Source organism: Paenibacillus pabuli NBRC 13638 (assembly GCF_001514495.1).
Classification (GTDB): domain Bacteria; phylum Bacillota; class Bacilli; order Paenibacillales; family Paenibacillaceae; genus Paenibacillus; species Paenibacillus pabuli.
The window spans coordinates 203,228-220,500 of sequence record NZ_BCNM01000013.1 but is presented as its reverse complement, the minus strand read 5'-3'; the positions used below and the strand labels follow the sequence as shown (position 1 = coordinate 220,500).

Below are 17,273 nucleotides of genomic sequence, written 5' to 3'. Positions count from 1 at the left end.
CTCATAATTAAGCAATAACATTTTTCTGTTGAGCAGGGTAAAACGGTAAATAACGGCAATAATGCGTAGTACATGAGGACAATTCCCACCCCGTGTCGTATATGGGGCAGCATCTTTCAGAAATGATACATAACGTTTAAGATAAATGGATATATGCTCTTATTCGTCAGTAGTTGACGGGAAACGGGCGAAGCGTCATAATTATAGGAAATTACTTTTACGGGGAACCTGTGTTGATATCATGTCACGGGTTCCATTTTGTATAGAAAGGACACGGAACAGATCAGAATGGGCATAGAGCAATTACTCGAGAAGGCCGGGGCATATATCAAAGAACCCGATCTGGTGCGCATACGTGAAGCTTACGAATTTGCTGATCAGGCCCACCATGGACAGACGCGAAAATCGGGAGAACCGTATATTCTGCATCCGCTTGCGGTTGCCGATATTGTTGTAAACATGCAGATGGACACCATCTCCATAATTGCAGCGCTTCTTCATGATGTAGTAGAAGATACTACGGTTTCACTTGAAGAAATCCGCAATCATTTCGGCAATACGTGTGCCATGCTTGTTGACGGCTTGACGAAGCTGGAACGTATTCAGTTCCGCTCCAAGGAAGAACAGCAGAACGAGAACTACCGCAAAATGTTCATCGCCATGGCGCAGGACATCCGTGTCATCGTGATCAAATTGGCTGACCGTCTGCATAATATGCGGACACTCAAGTTTCAGTCGGAAGAAAGCCAGCGCCGGATTTCATATGAAACGTTGGAGATTTTCTGTCCGATTGCAAACCGTTTGGGTATCTCTGCGATCAAATGGGAAATGGAGGACATCGCCCTCCGTTATTTGAATCCGCAGCAGTATTACCGAATTGCAAACCTGATGCACAAAAAGCGTGCGGAACGTGAGCAATATATTGATACGGTTATGGACGGTATTACGAGCAAGCTGGATGAGATGGGAATACAGGCAGATCTGTCGGGTCGTCCCAAGCACATCTACAGCGTGTTCAAAAAAATGACAACGAAAAACAAACAGTTTAACGAGATTTATGATCTGCTTGCGATTCGTATTATTGTGGATAACATTAAGGATTGTTATGCGACTCTCGGCATTATACACACGTTATGGAAACCGATGCCTGGACGTTTCAAGGACTACATCGCGATGCCGAAGGCGAATATGTATCAGTCTCTGCATACTACAGTCGTGGGTCCCAATGGTGAACCGACTGAAGTTCAGATCCGGACATGGGATATGCACCGCACTGCTGAGTTCGGGATTGCTGCCCACTGGGCCTATAAGGAAGGCGCCGCCAATGGGAACCATTTTGAAGATAAAATTACGTTTTTCCGCGAGATTCTTGAGCTTCAAAATGAAGCCCAGGATGCGTCTGAATTTGTAGAATCCCTTAAAATGGATTTCTTCTCAGATCTGGTGTTTGTTTTCACACCAAAAGGTGAAGTTATTGAATTGCCTACTGGCTCCGTACCATTGGATTTTGCATATAGAATCCATACAGAAGTAGGCAATCGGACCATTGGTGCCAAAGTGAATGGTCGTATCGTTCCGCTCGATTATCATCTCAAGACGGGCGATATCATTGAAATTTTGACGTCCAAACATTCTTACGGACCGAGTCAGGACTGGCTTAAAATTGCAAAATCCTCTCACGCACGAGCGAAGATCAAGCAATGGTTCAAGAAGGAACGGCGGGAAGAAAACGTTGAAAAAGGACGCGAAAGTTGCGAACGTGAACTCAAGCGGATGGGACTTGATCCTTCTGCCTGGATGACGGACGATAAGTTGCAGGAAGCTGCCAAAAAGTATGCTTTCAATGATATTGAGGATATGCTCGCAGCTGTCGGATTCGGTGGCATTACAGCTGCTCAGATCGTGACCAAAGCAACGGAGAAACTACGCAAGGAGCAGGAAGAATCCAGCTTGCTTGAACTGAATTCCGAGATGCGTGAACTGAAGCCCGCGCCTGAACGCAAGAACCGTCCGACCAATGGCATCCGTGTCAAAGGTATAGACAATTTGCTTGTTCGATTTGCTCGCTGCTGTAACCCAGTACCTGGGGATGCTATTATTGGGTATGTTACACGAGGACGTGGGGTTTCCGTGCATCGCAGTGACTGTCCAAATATTCCGTCCAGTACAGATGGGGAAGAAGCTGCTCGCGTCATCGAAGTGGAGTGGGAAGAGAATATTGAAGCCAACTACAGTGTGGATATTGAGATTACGGGCCACGATCGCAATGGCTTGCTCAACGAAGTGCTTCAAGCTGTTTCCGAAAGTAAAACCAATATATCTGCCGTCACCGGACGCACAGATAAAAATAAATTAGCATTGGTGCACGTCACCATTCTGATTCGCAACACAGAGCATCTGCATTCGGTTGTAGAACGGATCAAACGGGTGAAAGATGTCTATTCGGTGCATCGGATCATGCAGTAAGGAGCCTGTAGGATGAGAGTACTGGTACAACGTTGTAAAGAGGCTCAAGTTACCGTGGGAAATGAACTGACAGGGAGAATCGAATCCGGTTTGATGTTACTCGTGGGGATTACACATGAGGATACGGAGAAAGACGCCATATATCTGGCCGACAAGATCGCTGGACTTCGAATCTTCGAGGATGAACAGGAAAAGATGAATCTTAGTCTGATGGATGTAGGTGGAGCTGTATTATCAGTCTCACAATTTACATTGTACGGCGATTGCCGCAAAGGGAAACGGCCGAGCTTTGCAGCGGCAGCCAGACCTGAAGCAGCAGAATTGTTATATTTAACGTTTAATCAACTGTTACGGGATAAAGGCATTCAGGTTGAAACCGGGCGTTTCGGAGCGATGATGGATGTGACTTTCACGAATTGGGGACCTGTGACTTTAATGCTCGAAAGCCCTATTCGTCAAGAAACGCATGCATAATTGGTTGGGGAACAGGCCATAATGAGGGATAATTCGGTTCATTAACATAAGATGATCAAAGGAGTATCCCACCCATTATGCGCCAATCCGTCAAGGAAACACGTTCCCAAATAGAACCTTTGCTTCTGCCTGGAAACCTGTATGAGTCCCTGAAGCTTGCCCGTGCTGCTACAGAGTGCGCAACTACCATCTGGGCCCTTCAGGCTTCAAACAAAGGGGAGCAGAGCCGTCTTCCGCGTGACTGAGTGCTGACCAATTGGAATGAATGAAAAGTCTTGATTCGATCATCGAATCAGGGCTTTTTTTATTCTGAAACTTAATTGTTCCTGAATTGGATGGTTTGATCAAAGTCAAAATAATACAGGTTCGTCATGTTATAAACGGCTCTGGTTAGGGTAATAACAGAACGAGGCACGATGGCGTGCCAGGTTCAGTATTTATTACGGGCAATGAACAAGAAAAGTACACCATGTATTTCTGCGAATACCCGATTTCAAGAAATTTCGAACACGGAAAGGAGAACATACGTTATGAGTAAAGTTGCTTTTTTATTGGCGAATGATTTTGAAGACTCGGAAATGCAGGTTCCATATGATGAGGTTAAAAAAGCCGGACACGACGTAGAAATTATCGGCTTGAAAGCAGGAGAAACGCTGAAGGGTAAAGGTGGTAAAGCCTCCTATACTTCGGACAAAGCAATCGCTGAGGTCTCGGCTTCGGATTATGACGCAGTTGTCATTCCGGGTGGATCTTCTCCTGAAAATTTGCGTACGGACGCAAATATTCTGAAATTCGTAACGGAGATCAACAGTGCGAAGAAACCAATCGCTGCGATCTGCCACGGCCCGCAAATTCTGGCAAGTGCGAATCTGTTGAAAGGCCGTACGATTACATCCTATCCACCGCTCAAGGATGATATGGTGAACGCAGGGGCAGAATTCAAGGATCATGAAGCAGTAGTAGATGGCAATTATATTACCTCCCGTACGCCTGCCGATGAACCGGCATTTGTCCGCGAGTTGTTAAAAGTCATTTAATCACTTGGAGCGGTGCGTACGTAAATAAAATTAGGTTGGAGCTCAAAGCTTCTATGTTTTCGTTACACCATGCATTTAATCCGATAAAGGAGGGTTTGACATGACAAAACATATTCAGGCGTATTTTCGGACCGAGGACGAGGCAGAGGGAGCGAGAACTTCCCTTCAGACGTTCCGTACAGAGCATTTGGAAGTAGGGCAACTGGACAGTGCGGTTGGCAGAGACAGACGGATTATGGTACCTCTGGTGCCATACAACACAGCGGGTGGCGTAGGAACCAATGGAGCCATGGGTGTGGGTGCTGCACCTGGGGTTCCCGCCAGTGAAAATGTAATTCCGGTCGTCAGCAATGTGGATCGCGATGCCGAGCGAGGTTCCCGAGATAATGTGAATGAGGATGGCGATCTGTTGAATGCTGCAGATGTGTCCTCGACTGACTATGACGATCTGCATTATGTTTTGTCTGCCAAAGTAAGGGATGAGGATTATGAGGAGATCGTTCATAAACTTCGTTCCAACCAAGCTTATGTGGAAGAATTGAATTAATATGTAGAAATGAAGCCCTTGCAGTGCCTGACTCCAATGTCGGAGACAATCTGCAGGGGCTTTTATAATAGATAAAACAACCAATTATAAAGCGCTATCATTTTTGTAATATTACTGTAATATTAGTTACATAAGCCTTTAACATAGGGCGTTTATAATAACACACATGACCCCCTTTTTTTATATATCCTTTGAGCCTGCACACCGTGTGCAGGTTTTTTTTTGAGATGAGAATTTATTTGTTTTAGGTGAAGTTTACCCCGTATTTAAATTTTTGTTAGAATAGAGAAATGGATTTGAATTTTTAAAGCGATTTGTTTTCATAGTGGGGCTACATTGGACGGTAAATCAAGCTTCCAGCGATTGGGCTCAGGCGAATCCAATCCTATGATAGAGAGTGTAAGGAATTCATCGCCAGAGTGATCCGTCATATTCCAGATGAACAGATACTCGCTGAAACGGCCCCGCCCTTATAAGAACGGGCAGCCGTTTTGCTTGATCGATGAAAATTGTCAGTTATATAGAGAATGCCTCGTTTGAGAAACGACACCTATAATGCTAAAGCAACAGTGTTCTTATGCGAATGGCTAGTGATAGATTTAAGGGGGAATTAGTTTTGAGTAAGGTTGGAAGAAATGATTTATGTCCATGCGGAAGTGGAAAAAAATATAAGAAATGCTGTCTGGGCAAGGAGCCCTCTGCGGTAGAATCCGTACTGCGGCTAATATCAACGGAGCAGCCTGTTCAGGAAGCCACGATTCAGCCTGAGAGCAAACTGACCTTGACCAAGCTGAAAAAGATGGTGGCGCACGAACTGAAATGGGAGCACCCGGCTCACGAACAGCTGGCCCTGCAGCTTATTGAGGACATGAGGAACCAATACGAGCGGGAGCTGATTTTGGAAGCTCTGGTGCTATGGAATGGCTATTCCCGGCAGACCCGTCCTACTGTGAAGAAGACAGGTTCGTTCTGTGCCGCAATCGAGTATGTGCTGTCCGAGGAATACGGCTTCAATGTTTCGAAGGCTGAGCTGGCCGTTAAATATGAGGTAACGACAGCAACGATCTCCCGAAAGGTTAAGGAGATGTTCAATTACATCGAAGAATACGGCATGGGCGGCGAAACGGACGAGCTGATGATTGTGAATAGCCCAGGCACATCGAAGGACAAAGCGCAGGCTCTGCTGCAAAAGGCGATGGAAGCCGGTTCTTCCAAACGCAGAGTACATCTGGCGGAAACGGCGCTGGAGATGTATTCTGACAGCTCTGATGCGTATCTTATCCTGGCTGAGGAATCGGACAATGAGACTGATGCACGAGCTTACCTCAAGGCCGGAATCGCTGCTGGCGAACGCGAACTGGGCGAACTGTTTTTTGAGAAGAACAAGGGGGACTTCTGGGGGCTTCATGAGACCCGTCCATATATCCGGATATGCAAAAGCTACGCTGAATCCTGCTGGTTTGGCGGAGATGCCAAAGAAGCGGCACAAATCCTGGAGCATATTTTGGAGTTAAATACGGAAGACAATACCGGAGCGCGTTACCTGCTCGCTGCTGTGTATTTGTATAGCAACCAATTGAAGCAGGCAGAGCAACTGCTGGAGAATTATGGGAAAAATGACGCCGCAGCCGCCTTTGCCTATGACCAGATCATTTTGGAGTATAAGAAGAACGGAATCACCTCCCGGCTCAAAATGCTGTATCGTGCGGCCCGGGGTGTGAACAACCATGTGCCTGATTACCTGCTGGGTTTGAAGCGGCTGCCGCATAACCTTCCTGATTTTGTCGGAATGGGCGATTCCGACGAAGCGATTGAATATGTCATTATGCACTCCCGTCTATGGGCGAGTGTGCCGGATCTGCTGAAGTGGATGCTGAAACAATAGAGGTATAAGAAGGCAATGGAAGTTGGAATTCATTTGATGAATCCAGCTTCCATTGCCTTCTGTACAGCTTCTTCACGGTTTCGAACGCCCAATTTCATATAGACTGCGGAGGCATAATTCCTCACTGTGCCATCAGATAAATATAATTTGGCGGCGATGCTTTTATAGCGTAGACCTTTGCAAACCAGCTGTAATATTTCCATTTCCCTTGTAGTCAGGCCGAGATTCTCCGTTGTTGTTGGTTTCAACACTCCGGTTCCAGTGTTGTCCATTTCGAGCTTATCAAACAATTTATGGGACATTTCCTGATTAATCAGTGTGCCCCCACGATGGACAAGACGAATCGTTTCAGCAAGTTCACGCGGTTCAATAGATTTCAATAAGTAGCCATCTGCTCCGCTTCGCAGAACTTCAAGGGCCTGTTCCGTATCCTGAAACGTGGTTAGAATCAGAATTCGAATGTGCGGCCATTTTTGTTTAATGATTTTGGTTGCTGAAATTCCATCCATATTGGGCATGTCCAAATCCAAGAGTATCACCTGGGGCTGATCCTGCTCACATCTCTCAATGGCTTGTAAGCCATCCTCAGACAATCCGACCACGTTCAGATCCTTGTGCCCCTCCAGAATGGTCCGTAGGCTTTCCCGAATGAAAGCTTGGTCATCCACGATCAGTAAGCGAATAACCTCATCCGATAATTCCACTTGTCTTGGCAATGTGCAAGTCACGAGCGTTCCTTCCCCAGGCTCGGAATAAACAGACACTTGCCCTTGCAGATTCATGGCGCGTTCTTTCATCGCGTTCAAGCCAAAGCCATCCTGCCATTCTTCCATTCCTTTACCGTTGTCCTGTATCTCCAGTCTAGCTTGACGGTGCTCAAATTTTAGGGTAGCGGTGATTTCCGTGGACTCCCCATGCCGTACGGCGTTAGTTAACGATTCCTGCAAACAACGATAGAAGGCCATCTTGGCCATTTTGGGTAATGGGTATTCCTCTCCAAAAGTTCGGAAATGAACGTTTACTTTTGCTTGTGCTTGAAAATCTTCAACTAATTGCTGCAATGATTGAAGCATCGGCTGGATCTCCTGCGGGGACTCTACCTGATGCAAGTATCCTCTGATTTCTTTTAGACTTCTGCGGGCTAGATTCAACAAAGAACTGACCTTCTGTTTCCCTGCCTCTGTAGAAAGTTCAGGACGCAATGTTTCTAACCCCATGATGATAGAAGTATAGGAATGTCCGACAGTATCGTGGAGATCCTTGGACAGCCGGTCACGTTCTTCGGCTAGCGTGATACGTTCAATTTGGGAAAAATACTGTTGTAGAACCGTATTCTGTTCCCGGATGAGTTCACTCTGTCGATGATTGACCACCAGCAAATGAAAGGCAAACCCAATGGCATAAGCGAGTCCGATATGGATCATCATGACCCAATAATTGCTCTGATGGGATAACACATTAATCAAAATCGGCAAGAGCAGGATCGTTACGGGCCCTGTCCAACGATAGGATTTACGAGCGCTATTCACCGCAATCAGAAAAGCATAGGTCAGAAACGCGAGATAAGCTTCCGGAAAAAAAGATGTTAAATACAAGCATAGTCCGCCCGAAAAAATAATTTCTGTAAGCAGATAATATTTATAGCTGAGCTGTAAACAAAGCCAGGGAACGGAAAAAGCGAAAACCTGCCAAAAAATCAAAGCCCAAAGCGGCAGGGAGATCTGAGCATGAAACTGTACGGTTGTGAACATGAGAGAAATACTTAAAATAAGCCGAAATATGAACATGATCCACTCATACCAGAACCATTGTTTTACCGTTTCAAACAAGTGCCTCACCCCTTACTAATCTTCTATATCTTTTTATTTACAATATTGATGTAATCTCGATTAAGCGATAATTTCTGCAATAAGCTTTGGACAAATATAAATTGTACCACAGAAACTATCGGTTTAACCTTTTTGTCATATGACGCGTGTAGCCACCGATGAAACGAACCAAAACCTTTAATAGCCAGGAACTAATAAAAGCAAAAACAACCCCGATAACCATAATAAATAGTGATTTCATGAAGGTATCTATCTGTATCCCGAAAAAGTGGATTTCAAAGATAGGAAAGAACAGCGGAGTTAGCATTAACAAAAGAGGCATCAGGCAGAGCAAAGCAGCACATAGGAGACAGAAAATACCAATCCATAACTTCAACATCAACCAACAGATCGCGACCCAGTTACGTATATCCATAAGTTCCTCTTTAGCTTGCACCCATAGAGGTTGCTCTGTTCTTCTACTCCGTTCGTAAGGCTGAGTGGTGATATCGGTGTAGATCTTCGTTTGTATACGTTCGTATTGCACGAAGGTTAGCGTGGTTCGCAATACTTGTGTAAGGAGGGGAATGCCTGCGACTGTAAAAGAAAGGCCAATGCCTAATGTCAGAGTAACCAAGTAAAAGCAAAAGTAAAATAATCCTGTAGCAAAAGTGAGCAATAGGAAGTACCCATTTTGGAAAAAGCAACGGATCGTTTTATTCATGAATGTTCCATCGTCCCTTCAATGTAATAGACGTATCATACCGATTCTCGTGTCACTTCATCCAGTGTGAAAATGTCATGTGACATGATTAGTGAACCCAGAGAAGGTGGTGACGAAATGCAACTTGTTCGTATGACAGGAAATTTGCAATACTCGGTTAGGCCTAGTGGTCATAGGCAAATATGATAAAGGGAGACAGGAACCATGAGAAAAGCAATTCGCAATGCCAGTCTTGCAGTTCTACTATTATCTGCGAGTATCGTAACAGCATGTACAGCTGCTAATGGTGTAGCTGCATCAGATCAGAAATCAATAGAGAAAGTCAGCTTGGAAGGGCCAAAAGATTCAAAGGAAGTAGAGGCGTTCGCTAACGCTGTATTTGCGGATAAGATGAAGGAATTCAATACCGTTGGCTCCAATTTTGTAGTCGTTAAGGACGGGAAAGTGCTTTTAAGTAAAGGGTACGGTTATGCAGATAGAGAAAAGAAGATACCCGTTGATAAAGATACTGTTTTCCAAATTGGATCTGTTACCAAGTCTTTTACAGCATTGGCAGCTATGCAGCTTGTCGATCAAGGAAAAATTGATCTTAAGCATGACATCCAAGAATATCTCGGTGGAATGAAGGTACCGAACAAAACCGGAAAACCGCTGACGATGTTTGATCTGCTTACCTATACCAGCGGGGTAGACTTGCCAGATATCGTCACTGATTATTCGGTGGAGTATTTGAATAAGGACATTTCAATGAAGGGGTATCTCAATAAGAACATGCCAACTGTGGTAAGACCTCCGGGAGAAGTTTATACGTATGACAATTTTGGTTTTATGTTGGCGGGATATGCAGTAGAGAACGTGAGCGGCATGCCTTATTCTCAATATATGGAGAAAAATATATTCAAACCATTAGGAATGAACAAGACCAGTGTTAGATTAACTCCTGAGGTACTATCCAATATGGCTGCACACTATGGACCGAGCGGTGAGCTTCAGCCGACAATGGGAACTGCGCCTTCCGTGAAGCCTGAGGGAAGTATGAATTCAACAGGTGAAGACATGGCTAAGTACTTGATTATGCACTTAAACAAAGGAGAATTCGAAGGCAAAGAAATCGTCAGCAAACAAAGCGTCGATTTGATGCAAACCTATCAATTTTACGCTGATCCTACAATTCCTATCACAACCGTTGGATTCGAAGGGTATTTCAACAATGTCATGAATGGTCAGCATGTAATACTCAAGGGAGGAAATGTTCCGGGTCATTCCTCGTTAATTGCCATCTTGCCAGAGAAGAAAACTGCCTTTTACTTGTCTTATAATAACGATTCAATGATGAGTTTAGGTGTGTACGAGGCATTTATGAATCACTATTTTCCTAAGACTGTAAAAACACAGCCATCCACCTATTCAAAAATAAGCAAACAAACCGCCCAAGCCTACGTTGGATTATACAGAAACACGCGTTTATATGGAGTAAGGACTAAAATTTCATATGCGGATGGGAATTTGTTGATGGAAACGGGAACTACCGGCAAGCATACGCTGAGAATGGTTCATCCGCTTCTATTTGAAGATGAAGCCGGTAATAAAATGGCATTCAAGAAAGATAAATCCGGTGATATCACCTATTTCTATTATACGAATCCCCAAGGAATGGATTTCGTTGCCCATGCCCAAAAAGTAAAGATGAAAACAGGATTCTCCGATGTGCCCAATGGCAGTGTATATAAATCGTATATTGATAATCTAAACAGCTTAGACATTATGGGAGCCAAATCAGGTAATCGCTTTGATCCTAAAGGAAAGATGACACAGGGAGAATTTGCGGACGTATTGCTGCGCGCCCATGGTATGCATACGTTTCCGGATGAATTCCGTGAAAATAAGAAACGGATGATAGCGGGAATTCCCCATTATCACCCTAAGTCCTTGATTACAAGACAAATGGCGGCAGTTATGATTCAAAATCTTAAGCATGCAGCGCCTGGAACGAATGTTAAACTGATCGGCAAAACGGATTCATGGGCGGTTGATGCGATCACTGCGCTTGTTTCTCAAGGTATTGTAGACCCGGATACGAAGATTAATTCGAATCGGAATGTTGATTTCCGGTCCACACAAACGTTGAGTCGCCAAGAAGCTAGCGCCCTGCTTGATAAAGCTTTTGGTTACTACACCTTGCCAATCAAACCCTGAATTTAATCATATTAAAAATGAGGCGCTGGATGGAACAGCGCTTCACTTTTTTATTCAATCTTTCATGTTATCCCTTGACTTTAGTACTGCGGTTCATTACAATCAGAAAATAATACGTTGACTCTAGTCAATACAAGTCGTTTTTTGAATATATTACTGATTTGATGACGGGACCAAGTACTCCGTACCCACATGAACAGAGAGGAATCCCCAGGCTGTAAGGATTCTCTTGATGAGCGGATGAATGACTTCCCCGAGAACAGACGGCGAACACATCAGACTAATCATCTGATAGCCATTAGCCGGCCTGCGCAGGACGTGCGTTATACGTAGAGCGGAATAATCTGTTTGATCGGATTGCCTGGAGCAACCTTAGATCATCACATGATAACCTGAACGGCTTAAGTATCAGGGGTTCCGGAATGTGGGTGGTACCACGGGTGAATGTGTAAACACAATCCCTCGTCCCTTGTTTGCTGTATATACAGCGACAGGGCGAGGGATTTTTTTGTTATATAGAGAAAAAATAGATGCTGGAGGGATGAAAGATGGCTTTTCAGAAACCAACGGGAACACAGGATTTGCTGCCTGGGGTTGTGGAGAAGTGGCAGTTTGTAGAGGAGAAAATAAGAGACCTGTGTCGTCGGTTTAATTATCGTGAAATTCGTACACCAATCTTCGAACAGACAACATTGTTTGAGCGAGGTGTAGGAGAAACAACAGACATCGTTGAGAAAGAGATGTACACGTTCAAGGACAAGGGAGATCGCAGCATGACACTCCGTCCGGAAGGAACCGCTGGCGTTGTACGCGCTTTTGTAGAAAATAAGCTCTACGGGGAGCCAGATGTAACAAAACTTTATTATGTAGGCCCGATGTTTCGCTATGAACGTCCGCAGGCAGGACGTCAGCGTCAGTTCCACCAGTTCGGCGTTGAGGCATTCGGAGCAGTGGATCCGGCGATCGATGCAGAAGTTATTGCACTCGGTTATCAGTTCTGTGTCGAGCTGGGGCTGAAAGATGTCACTGTCGAAGTAAACTCGGTTGGTAATGCCGCGAGTCGTGCGGCTTATCGTGAAGAATTACTTGGTTTCCTCAGACCGATGAAAGACACCCTGTGCAAGGATTGCCAAAACCGCATGGAACGCAATCCGCTTCGCGTGCTGGACTGCAAGGTGGATCAGGACAAGTTTGTCGGTGCACCATCTATTCTGGATAGCCTGGACGAGGAAGCAACGGATCACTTTGCGAAAGTTCAAAGTCTTCTGAAGGATTTTGACGTAGATTACACAGTGAACACAAGATTGGTGCGTGGACTTGATTATTACACGATGACGGCATTTGAACTGAAAGCTCAGGGTATTGGTGCCATTGATACGGTGGGTGGCGGCGGCAGATATAACGGCCTCGTTGGGGACATTGGTGGACCGGATCAACCTGGCATTGGTTTCGGTATAGGTCTGGAACGCATTCAGCTGATTCTGGAGCACCAAAACATTGATGTAAGTGCCCTCGCTCCGCTTGATGTGTACTTTGTTGCCCTCGGCGAAGCAGCCGATCGTGAAGTCAACCGTCAGTTGTTTAAACTTCGTCAATCCGGTCTGTCCGGTGAACGTGACTATCTGGGTCGCAAGATGAAAGCTCAAATGAAGTCGGCGGATCGATATAAAGCCCGCTACACAGCAATTCTTGGCGACGATGAGTTGGAACGCGGAGAGATTGCGCTTAAAGCGATGGACACAGGTGAACAGCAAACCGTGAAACTGGAAGAGCTGATTACAACCATTCAGGGAGTTAAATAAGAGCAAAACAGAAACAGCCCGAAGTAAAACAAGTTGATTCAACAATGGAATGATTGGGCAGCGTTGCAGGGGGCTGCAAGCAATTCATATTGTATCTAGGAATGTTGCAGACTCCAGTAAGCGCAAGCCTTTTCGATAAAAGCATCTTCACACAACCGCGCTGTTGAAAAGCGGGTTCTACCCGCCCATACAGAACGGAAATTCACATAATGAGGAGTTTGGTTATGAAAAGAAGTCATCATTGCGGCGCATTAACAACCGCACACATCGGTGAAACCGTAACACTGAACGGCTGGGTACAGACCCGCCGTGACCTGGGGGGCGTACTGTTTATCGATCTGCGTGACCGCAGCGGAATTGTACAAGTTGTTTTCAACCCGGCATACTCTGGCGAAGCATTGCAAATCGCTGACAGAGTGCGGAGCGAGTATGTTATCGCAGTAACGGGTAAAGTGGTTAAACGTGACGAAGAGACCGTAAACAAAAACTTGCCTACAGGCGAAATCGAAGTCCAAATTACCGAGATTGAAGTACTGAATGCGGCAAAAACACCTCCATTCTTCATTGAAGATGGTGTGGAAGTCGACGAGTCCCTTCGTTTGAAATATCGTTACCTGGACCTGCGTCGTCCGGAAATGTTTGAAACATTGAAATTGCGTTCCAAAGCATCCAAAGTGTTCCGCGATTATTTGGATGGAGAAGAATTCGTTGAAGTGGAAACACCAATCCTGACGAAGAGCTCCCCGGAAGGTGCGCGTGATTATCTCGTACCAAGCCGTGTGCATGAAGGTGAATTCTTCGCCCTGCCGCAATCCCCGCAAATTTACAAACAATTGTTGATGGTCGGTGGACTGGAGCGTTACTACCAGATCGCACGTTGTTTCCGTGATGAAGATTTGCGTGCGGACCGTCAACCGGAATTCACCCAGGTCGACATCGAGACTTCCTTCCTTCAGCAGGATGACCTGCTGCCAATGATGGAAGACCTGATGGCCAAATTGCTTCGTGAAACGAAGGGCATTGAGCTGGAACTGCCTTTCCAACGGATTACGTATGCAGATGCAATGGGTAAATACGGTTCAGACAAACCGGATTTGCGTTTTGGCATGGAACTGGTGGAAATGAACGATATCGTAGCGAACAGCGGTGTGAAAGTCTTTGCTTCTGTCATCGAAAAAGGTGGAGAAGTAAAAGTGCTGAACGCCAAAGGCTGTGGCACATGGAGCCGTAAAGAGATTGATGACCTCGGACCATTCGCAGCGCGTTACGGTGCAAAAGGTTTGGCATGGATTCAAGTCAAAGATGGCGAGTTCAAAGGCCCAATCGTGAAGTTCTTTACTCCAGAAGAGATCGAAGCAGTCAAAGAACGTACGGGTGCAGAAGAAGGCGACCTGCTGCTCTTCTCTGCTGACACCAAAAAAGTGGTTGCTGACGTTCTAGGCGCATTGCGTCTGAAAATCGGTCGTCAACTGGGCCTGATCGATGACAGCAAATTCAAATTTGCATGGGTTGTGGACTTCCCATTACTCGGGTACGATGAAGATGCAAAACGTTATGTAGCAGAACATCATCCGTTCACACGTCCTAAAGACGAAGATGTACATCTGTTTGACACAGATCCGGGTGCCATTCGTGCTCAGGCCTATGACCTTGTTCTGAACGGTTATGAAGTAGGTGGCGGTTCGATGCGTATCTACAAACGTGATGTGCAGGAGAAAATGTTCACTGCTCTGGGACTCTCTCAGGAAGTAGCTAATGAGAAATTCGGATACCTGCTCGAAGCATTCGAATACGGAACGCCACCACACGGCGGAATCGCCTTTGGTCTCGACCGTCTGGTGATGCTGCTGGCAGGCCGCACGAATCTGCGTGAAACGATTGCCTTCCCGAAAACGGCAAGTGCAACGGATCTGCTCATGAATGCACCTTCTGAAGTGGATAACTCCCAATTGGAACAACTTCACATCCGCGTAGCCCGTAAACCGGTGGCGGAAAAGAAATAAAGGAGGCATCGATTCTCAATGCTCCATCAATTTTCAAGAACAGAACTGGCTATCGGACCTGAAGGTCTGAACGCTTTGAGAAATAGTACAGTAGCTGTGCTCGGCATCGGCGGTGTGGGCGGTATTGCCGTGGAAGCTCTCGCACGCAGCGGTGTTGGCCGTATCATTCTGATTGATAAAGACGTAGTGGACATCACCAACATCAATCGTCAGATTCATGCTTTGACCACGACCGTGGGTCAGAAAAAAGCAGATCTGATGGTGGAGCGGGTGAAGCTCATCAATCCGGAGTGCGACGCAATTGCACTGAATATGTTTTATACGGAAGAAACGTATGAGGAATTGTTCAAGTATGAGCTGGATTATGTGCTGGATGCTTCCGACACGATTATTTACAAAATCCATCTCATCAAGGAATGCCTGAAACGGAAAATTCCGGTCATTTCCAGCATGGGTGCGGCGAACAAAATGGACCCGACGAAATTCCAGGTTGCGGATATTTCGAAAACGACCATGGACCCAATTGCTCGGGTGGTCCGCACCAAACTGCGGAAAGAAGGTATCAAAAAAGGTGTGAAAGTGGTCTTCTCCACCGAAGAACCGTTGAAACCGCGCGCAGATGTAACGCAGAAAATCGTTCCTGAGAATGCGCCGGAAATTCGCAAGGCCAAACAGCCGCCAGCGAGTAACGCCTTTGTTCCTCCGGTAGCCGGACTGATCATGGTCAGTGTGGCTGTCAAAGAACTGATCGAAATTGCAGAGAATAAGCAGCAGTAATCTGCTGTGAATAGAAAAGCGTAGGTACCGACAAGGTATCTATGCTTTTTTTCATGATCATCACATGTGGGTAGAGTGCAAAAAAAGTAGATCAAAGCCGCCATAAAAATAGGCCCAAAACCGTAACAAATGTCAGGGTTACGTGATGTACTTCAATCCCAAAACCGTGTATGATATGTGGTGCTGCGCGAAATGATGATAAATACATAGAGAAACGGCAGCGTCTGAGAGAGGGGAACGGAACGGATGAAACAAGGATGGATGACCAGACGTCTTGGCATGGAGCCGGGAGACCAGTGGAAGAAGGAAATTGTGGCGGGGGCCATTTCCTATTTTGCCGTGGTGTATATTGTGATGGTCAATGCAACAATTCTGGCCGATGCAGGAATGCCGTTACAGGCTGCTATGGTGGGCACACTGCTGACGTCCATTGCAGGTTGTTTACTGATGGCATTTGGCGGTAAGTCGCCGATTATCGTTGTACCTGGCATGGGCATCAATGCATTTTTCACTTACACACTCGTACATTCGATGAAATTGAGCTGGCAGGAAGCCTTGGCGGTTGTATCCGTCACAGGTGTGCTGTTTGCGGTCGTCGCCTTTACATCGTTATATAGAATGATTAGCGAGGCTATTCCGAAAAACCTGCAGCATGGTATTACGGTGGGAATTGGTCTGTTTCTGACGTTCATCGGTTTGCAAAAAAGCGGAATCGTCATTGCACACCAGACCACATTTGTGGCTATCGGACATTTTAATGATCCTGGAGTGATCACTGCCTGTGTCACTCTTGTGATCGCCTTGGTTTTATTTATACGCAATGTACAGGGCGGGCTCCTGATCAGCATTCTCGCAGGGACAGGCCTTGCATATGTACTCGGTGCCGTGAATCCAGGTGAACCCGTGTCAGCCATAGAAGCATTGCGTCAGTATGGGGGCTTGTTTGCAGAGTTGTCTTTGGTGAAGCTGGCCGATTTGGCGTTCTGGATCGCAGTATTCCTGTTATTGCTAATTGTTGTATTTGAAAATATCGGGCTAATTACGGCTCAGACTCATCTCATTGGTCGTCCCCAGCGGTTCAAGGGAAGCTTGCGTGCACTATCCATCAGTACCGTACTCGCAGGTGTATTCGGAAGTAGCCCTCCTGTTGCTGCGGCTGAGACAACAGCGGGCATAGCCGCAGGTGGGCGTACAGGATTGACTCCATTGGTTACCGCAGTGCTGTTCGGAGCCACGTTCTTCTTTATCCCGCTGCTCGGCTACATACCAGACAGCGCGATTGCTCCTATTTTGATCATTATTGGCGGCTTGATGGTCCAGAGTGTAAAAGATATGGATTTCAGTAATTTTACGGAGGCTTTCCCGGCTTTTCTGATTATGGTCATGATTCCATTTACCTATAGCATCGTGGACGGTATGGCATTTGGATTCATTGCGTATCCTGCAGCGAAGCTGGCGGCAGGTCAGGGCAAGCAGGTGCCCAAGGTCATGTACGGCATTGCCATCTTGTTTTTAGCCAATTTTGTATTGCATGGAGTTTTGTGAAAAAACAAA

At 45.9% G+C, this 17,273-nt stretch carries 13 protein-coding genes; 11 read left to right on the top strand and 2 right to left on the bottom strand.

Annotation, left to right across the window (positions count from 1 at the left end):
* Positions 1 to 288 precede the first annotated feature (288 nt).
* From PPA03S_RS18750 to PPA03S_RS18730, 6 genes are all read left to right on the top strand, one after another.
* The gene (locus tag PPA03S_RS18750; protein ID WP_062325060.1) at positions 289 to 2,466 is read left to right on the top strand and encodes a RelA/SpoT family protein; all 2,178 of its coding nucleotides are present in this window, start codon (positions 289 to 291) and stop codon (positions 2,464 to 2,466) included.
* Positions 2,467 to 2,478: 12 nt separating this feature from the next.
* A complete protein-coding gene (gene dtd, locus PPA03S_RS18745; RefSeq protein ID WP_062325058.1) occupies positions 2,479 to 2,940 on the top strand; it encodes a D-aminoacyl-tRNA deacylase in 462 nt (153 codons plus the stop codon).
* A 77-nt stretch (positions 2,941 to 3,017) separates the two neighbouring features.
* Positions 3,018 to 3,185 carry a hypothetical protein gene (locus PPA03S_RS32960; protein ID WP_157284247.1) on the top strand — a complete coding sequence of 56 codons (168 nt, stop codon included), beginning with the start codon at positions 3,018 to 3,020 and terminating at the stop codon, positions 3,183 to 3,185.
* 285 nt (positions 3,186 to 3,470) lie between these two features.
* Entirely contained in the window at positions 3,471 to 3,977 is a 507-nt protein-coding gene (locus tag PPA03S_RS18740) for a type 1 glutamine amidotransferase domain-containing protein (protein WP_062325056.1), read from the top strand.
* 100 nt (positions 3,978 to 4,077) lie between these two features.
* Positions 4,078 to 4,524 (top strand): hypothetical protein, encoded by a 447-nt coding sequence (locus PPA03S_RS18735; protein ID WP_062325054.1) that lies wholly within the window; start codon positions 4,078 to 4,080, stop codon positions 4,522 to 4,524.
* Between the two features lie 616 nt (positions 4,525 to 5,140).
* Entirely contained in the window at positions 5,141 to 6,409 is a 1,269-nt protein-coding gene (locus PPA03S_RS18730) for an SEC-C metal-binding domain-containing protein (protein ID WP_062325053.1), read from the top strand.
* 29 nt (positions 6,410 to 6,438) lie between these two features.
* Here the strand turns inward: PPA03S_RS18730 and PPA03S_RS18725 are convergent, their stop codons facing one another.
* Positions 6,439 to 8,238: a helix-turn-helix transcriptional regulator gene (locus PPA03S_RS18725; protein ID WP_062325051.1), complete on the bottom strand. Its 1,800-nt coding sequence runs from the start codon at positions 8,236 to 8,238 to the stop codon at positions 6,439 to 6,441.
* Positions 8,239 to 8,353: 115 nt separating this feature from the next.
* Positions 8,354 to 8,941: a sensor domain-containing protein gene (locus PPA03S_RS18720; protein ID WP_062325049.1), complete on the bottom strand. Its 588-nt coding sequence runs from the start codon at positions 8,939 to 8,941 to the stop codon at positions 8,354 to 8,356.
* Positions 8,942 to 9,145: 204 nt separating this feature from the next.
* Here PPA03S_RS18720 and PPA03S_RS18715 point away from each other — a divergent pair, with 204 nt between their 5' ends.
* The 5 genes from PPA03S_RS18715 (at position 9,146) to PPA03S_RS18695 (ending at position 17,264) form a co-directional block, all read left to right on the top strand.
* Positions 9,146 to 11,137: a serine hydrolase domain-containing protein gene (locus PPA03S_RS18715; protein ID WP_062325047.1), complete on the top strand. Its 1,992-nt coding sequence runs from the start codon at positions 9,146 to 9,148 to the stop codon at positions 11,135 to 11,137.
* Positions 11,138 to 11,685: 548 nt separating this feature from the next.
* Entirely contained in the window at positions 11,686 to 12,939 is a 1,254-nt protein-coding gene (hisS, locus tag PPA03S_RS18710) for a histidine--tRNA ligase (RefSeq protein WP_062325045.1), read from the top strand.
* Positions 12,940 to 13,163: 224 nt separating this feature from the next.
* Positions 13,164 to 14,942 carry an aspartate--tRNA ligase gene (aspS, locus tag PPA03S_RS18705; protein ID WP_062325043.1) on the top strand — a complete coding sequence of 593 codons (1,779 nt, stop codon included), beginning with the start codon at positions 13,164 to 13,166 and terminating at the stop codon, positions 14,940 to 14,942.
* 18 nt (positions 14,943 to 14,960) lie between these two features.
* On the top strand, positions 14,961 to 15,719 hold the full coding sequence (locus PPA03S_RS18700; RefSeq protein WP_062325041.1) for a tRNA threonylcarbamoyladenosine dehydratase: 759 nt from the start codon (positions 14,961 to 14,963) through the stop codon (positions 15,717 to 15,719).
* 246 nt (positions 15,720 to 15,965) lie between these two features.
* Positions 15,966 to 17,264: an NCS2 family permease gene (locus PPA03S_RS18695; RefSeq protein WP_062325039.1), complete on the top strand. Its 1,299-nt coding sequence runs from the start codon at positions 15,966 to 15,968 to the stop codon at positions 17,262 to 17,264.
* Positions 17,265 to 17,273 lie beyond the last annotated feature (9 nt).

Bases quoted from the DNA above. Each gene is read 5' to 3' on its own strand.
- PPA03S_RS18740 (WP_062325056.1), top strand. From the start codon at position 3,471: ATGAGTAAAGTTGCTTTTTTATTGGCGAATGATTTTGAAGACTCGGAA.
- PPA03S_RS32960 (WP_157284247.1), top strand. From the start codon at position 3,018: ATGCGCCAATCCGTCAAGGAAACACGTTCCCAAATAGAACCTTTGCTT.
- hisS (WP_062325045.1), top strand. From the start codon at position 11,686: ATGGCTTTTCAGAAACCAACGGGAACACAGGATTTGCTGCCTGGGGTT.
- PPA03S_RS18695 (WP_062325039.1), top strand. From the start codon at position 15,966: ATGAAACAAGGATGGATGACCAGACGTCTTGGCATGGAGCCGGGAGAC.
- aspS (WP_062325043.1), top strand. From the start codon at position 13,164: ATGAAAAGAAGTCATCATTGCGGCGCATTAACAACCGCACACATCGGT.
- PPA03S_RS18700 (WP_062325041.1), top strand. From the start codon at position 14,961: ATGCTCCATCAATTTTCAAGAACAGAACTGGCTATCGGACCTGAAGGT.
- PPA03S_RS18720 (WP_062325049.1), bottom strand. From the start codon at position 8,941: ATGAATAAAACGATCCGTTGCTTTTTCCAAAATGGGTACTTCCTATTG.
- dtd (WP_062325058.1), top strand. From the start codon at position 2,479: ATGAGAGTACTGGTACAACGTTGTAAAGAGGCTCAAGTTACCGTGGGA.
- PPA03S_RS18715 (WP_062325047.1), top strand. From the start codon at position 9,146: ATGAGAAAAGCAATTCGCAATGCCAGTCTTGCAGTTCTACTATTATCT.
- PPA03S_RS18735 (WP_062325054.1), top strand. From the start codon at position 4,078: ATGACAAAACATATTCAGGCGTATTTTCGGACCGAGGACGAGGCAGAG.
- PPA03S_RS18750 (WP_062325060.1), top strand. From the start codon at position 289: ATGGGCATAGAGCAATTACTCGAGAAGGCCGGGGCATATATCAAAGAA.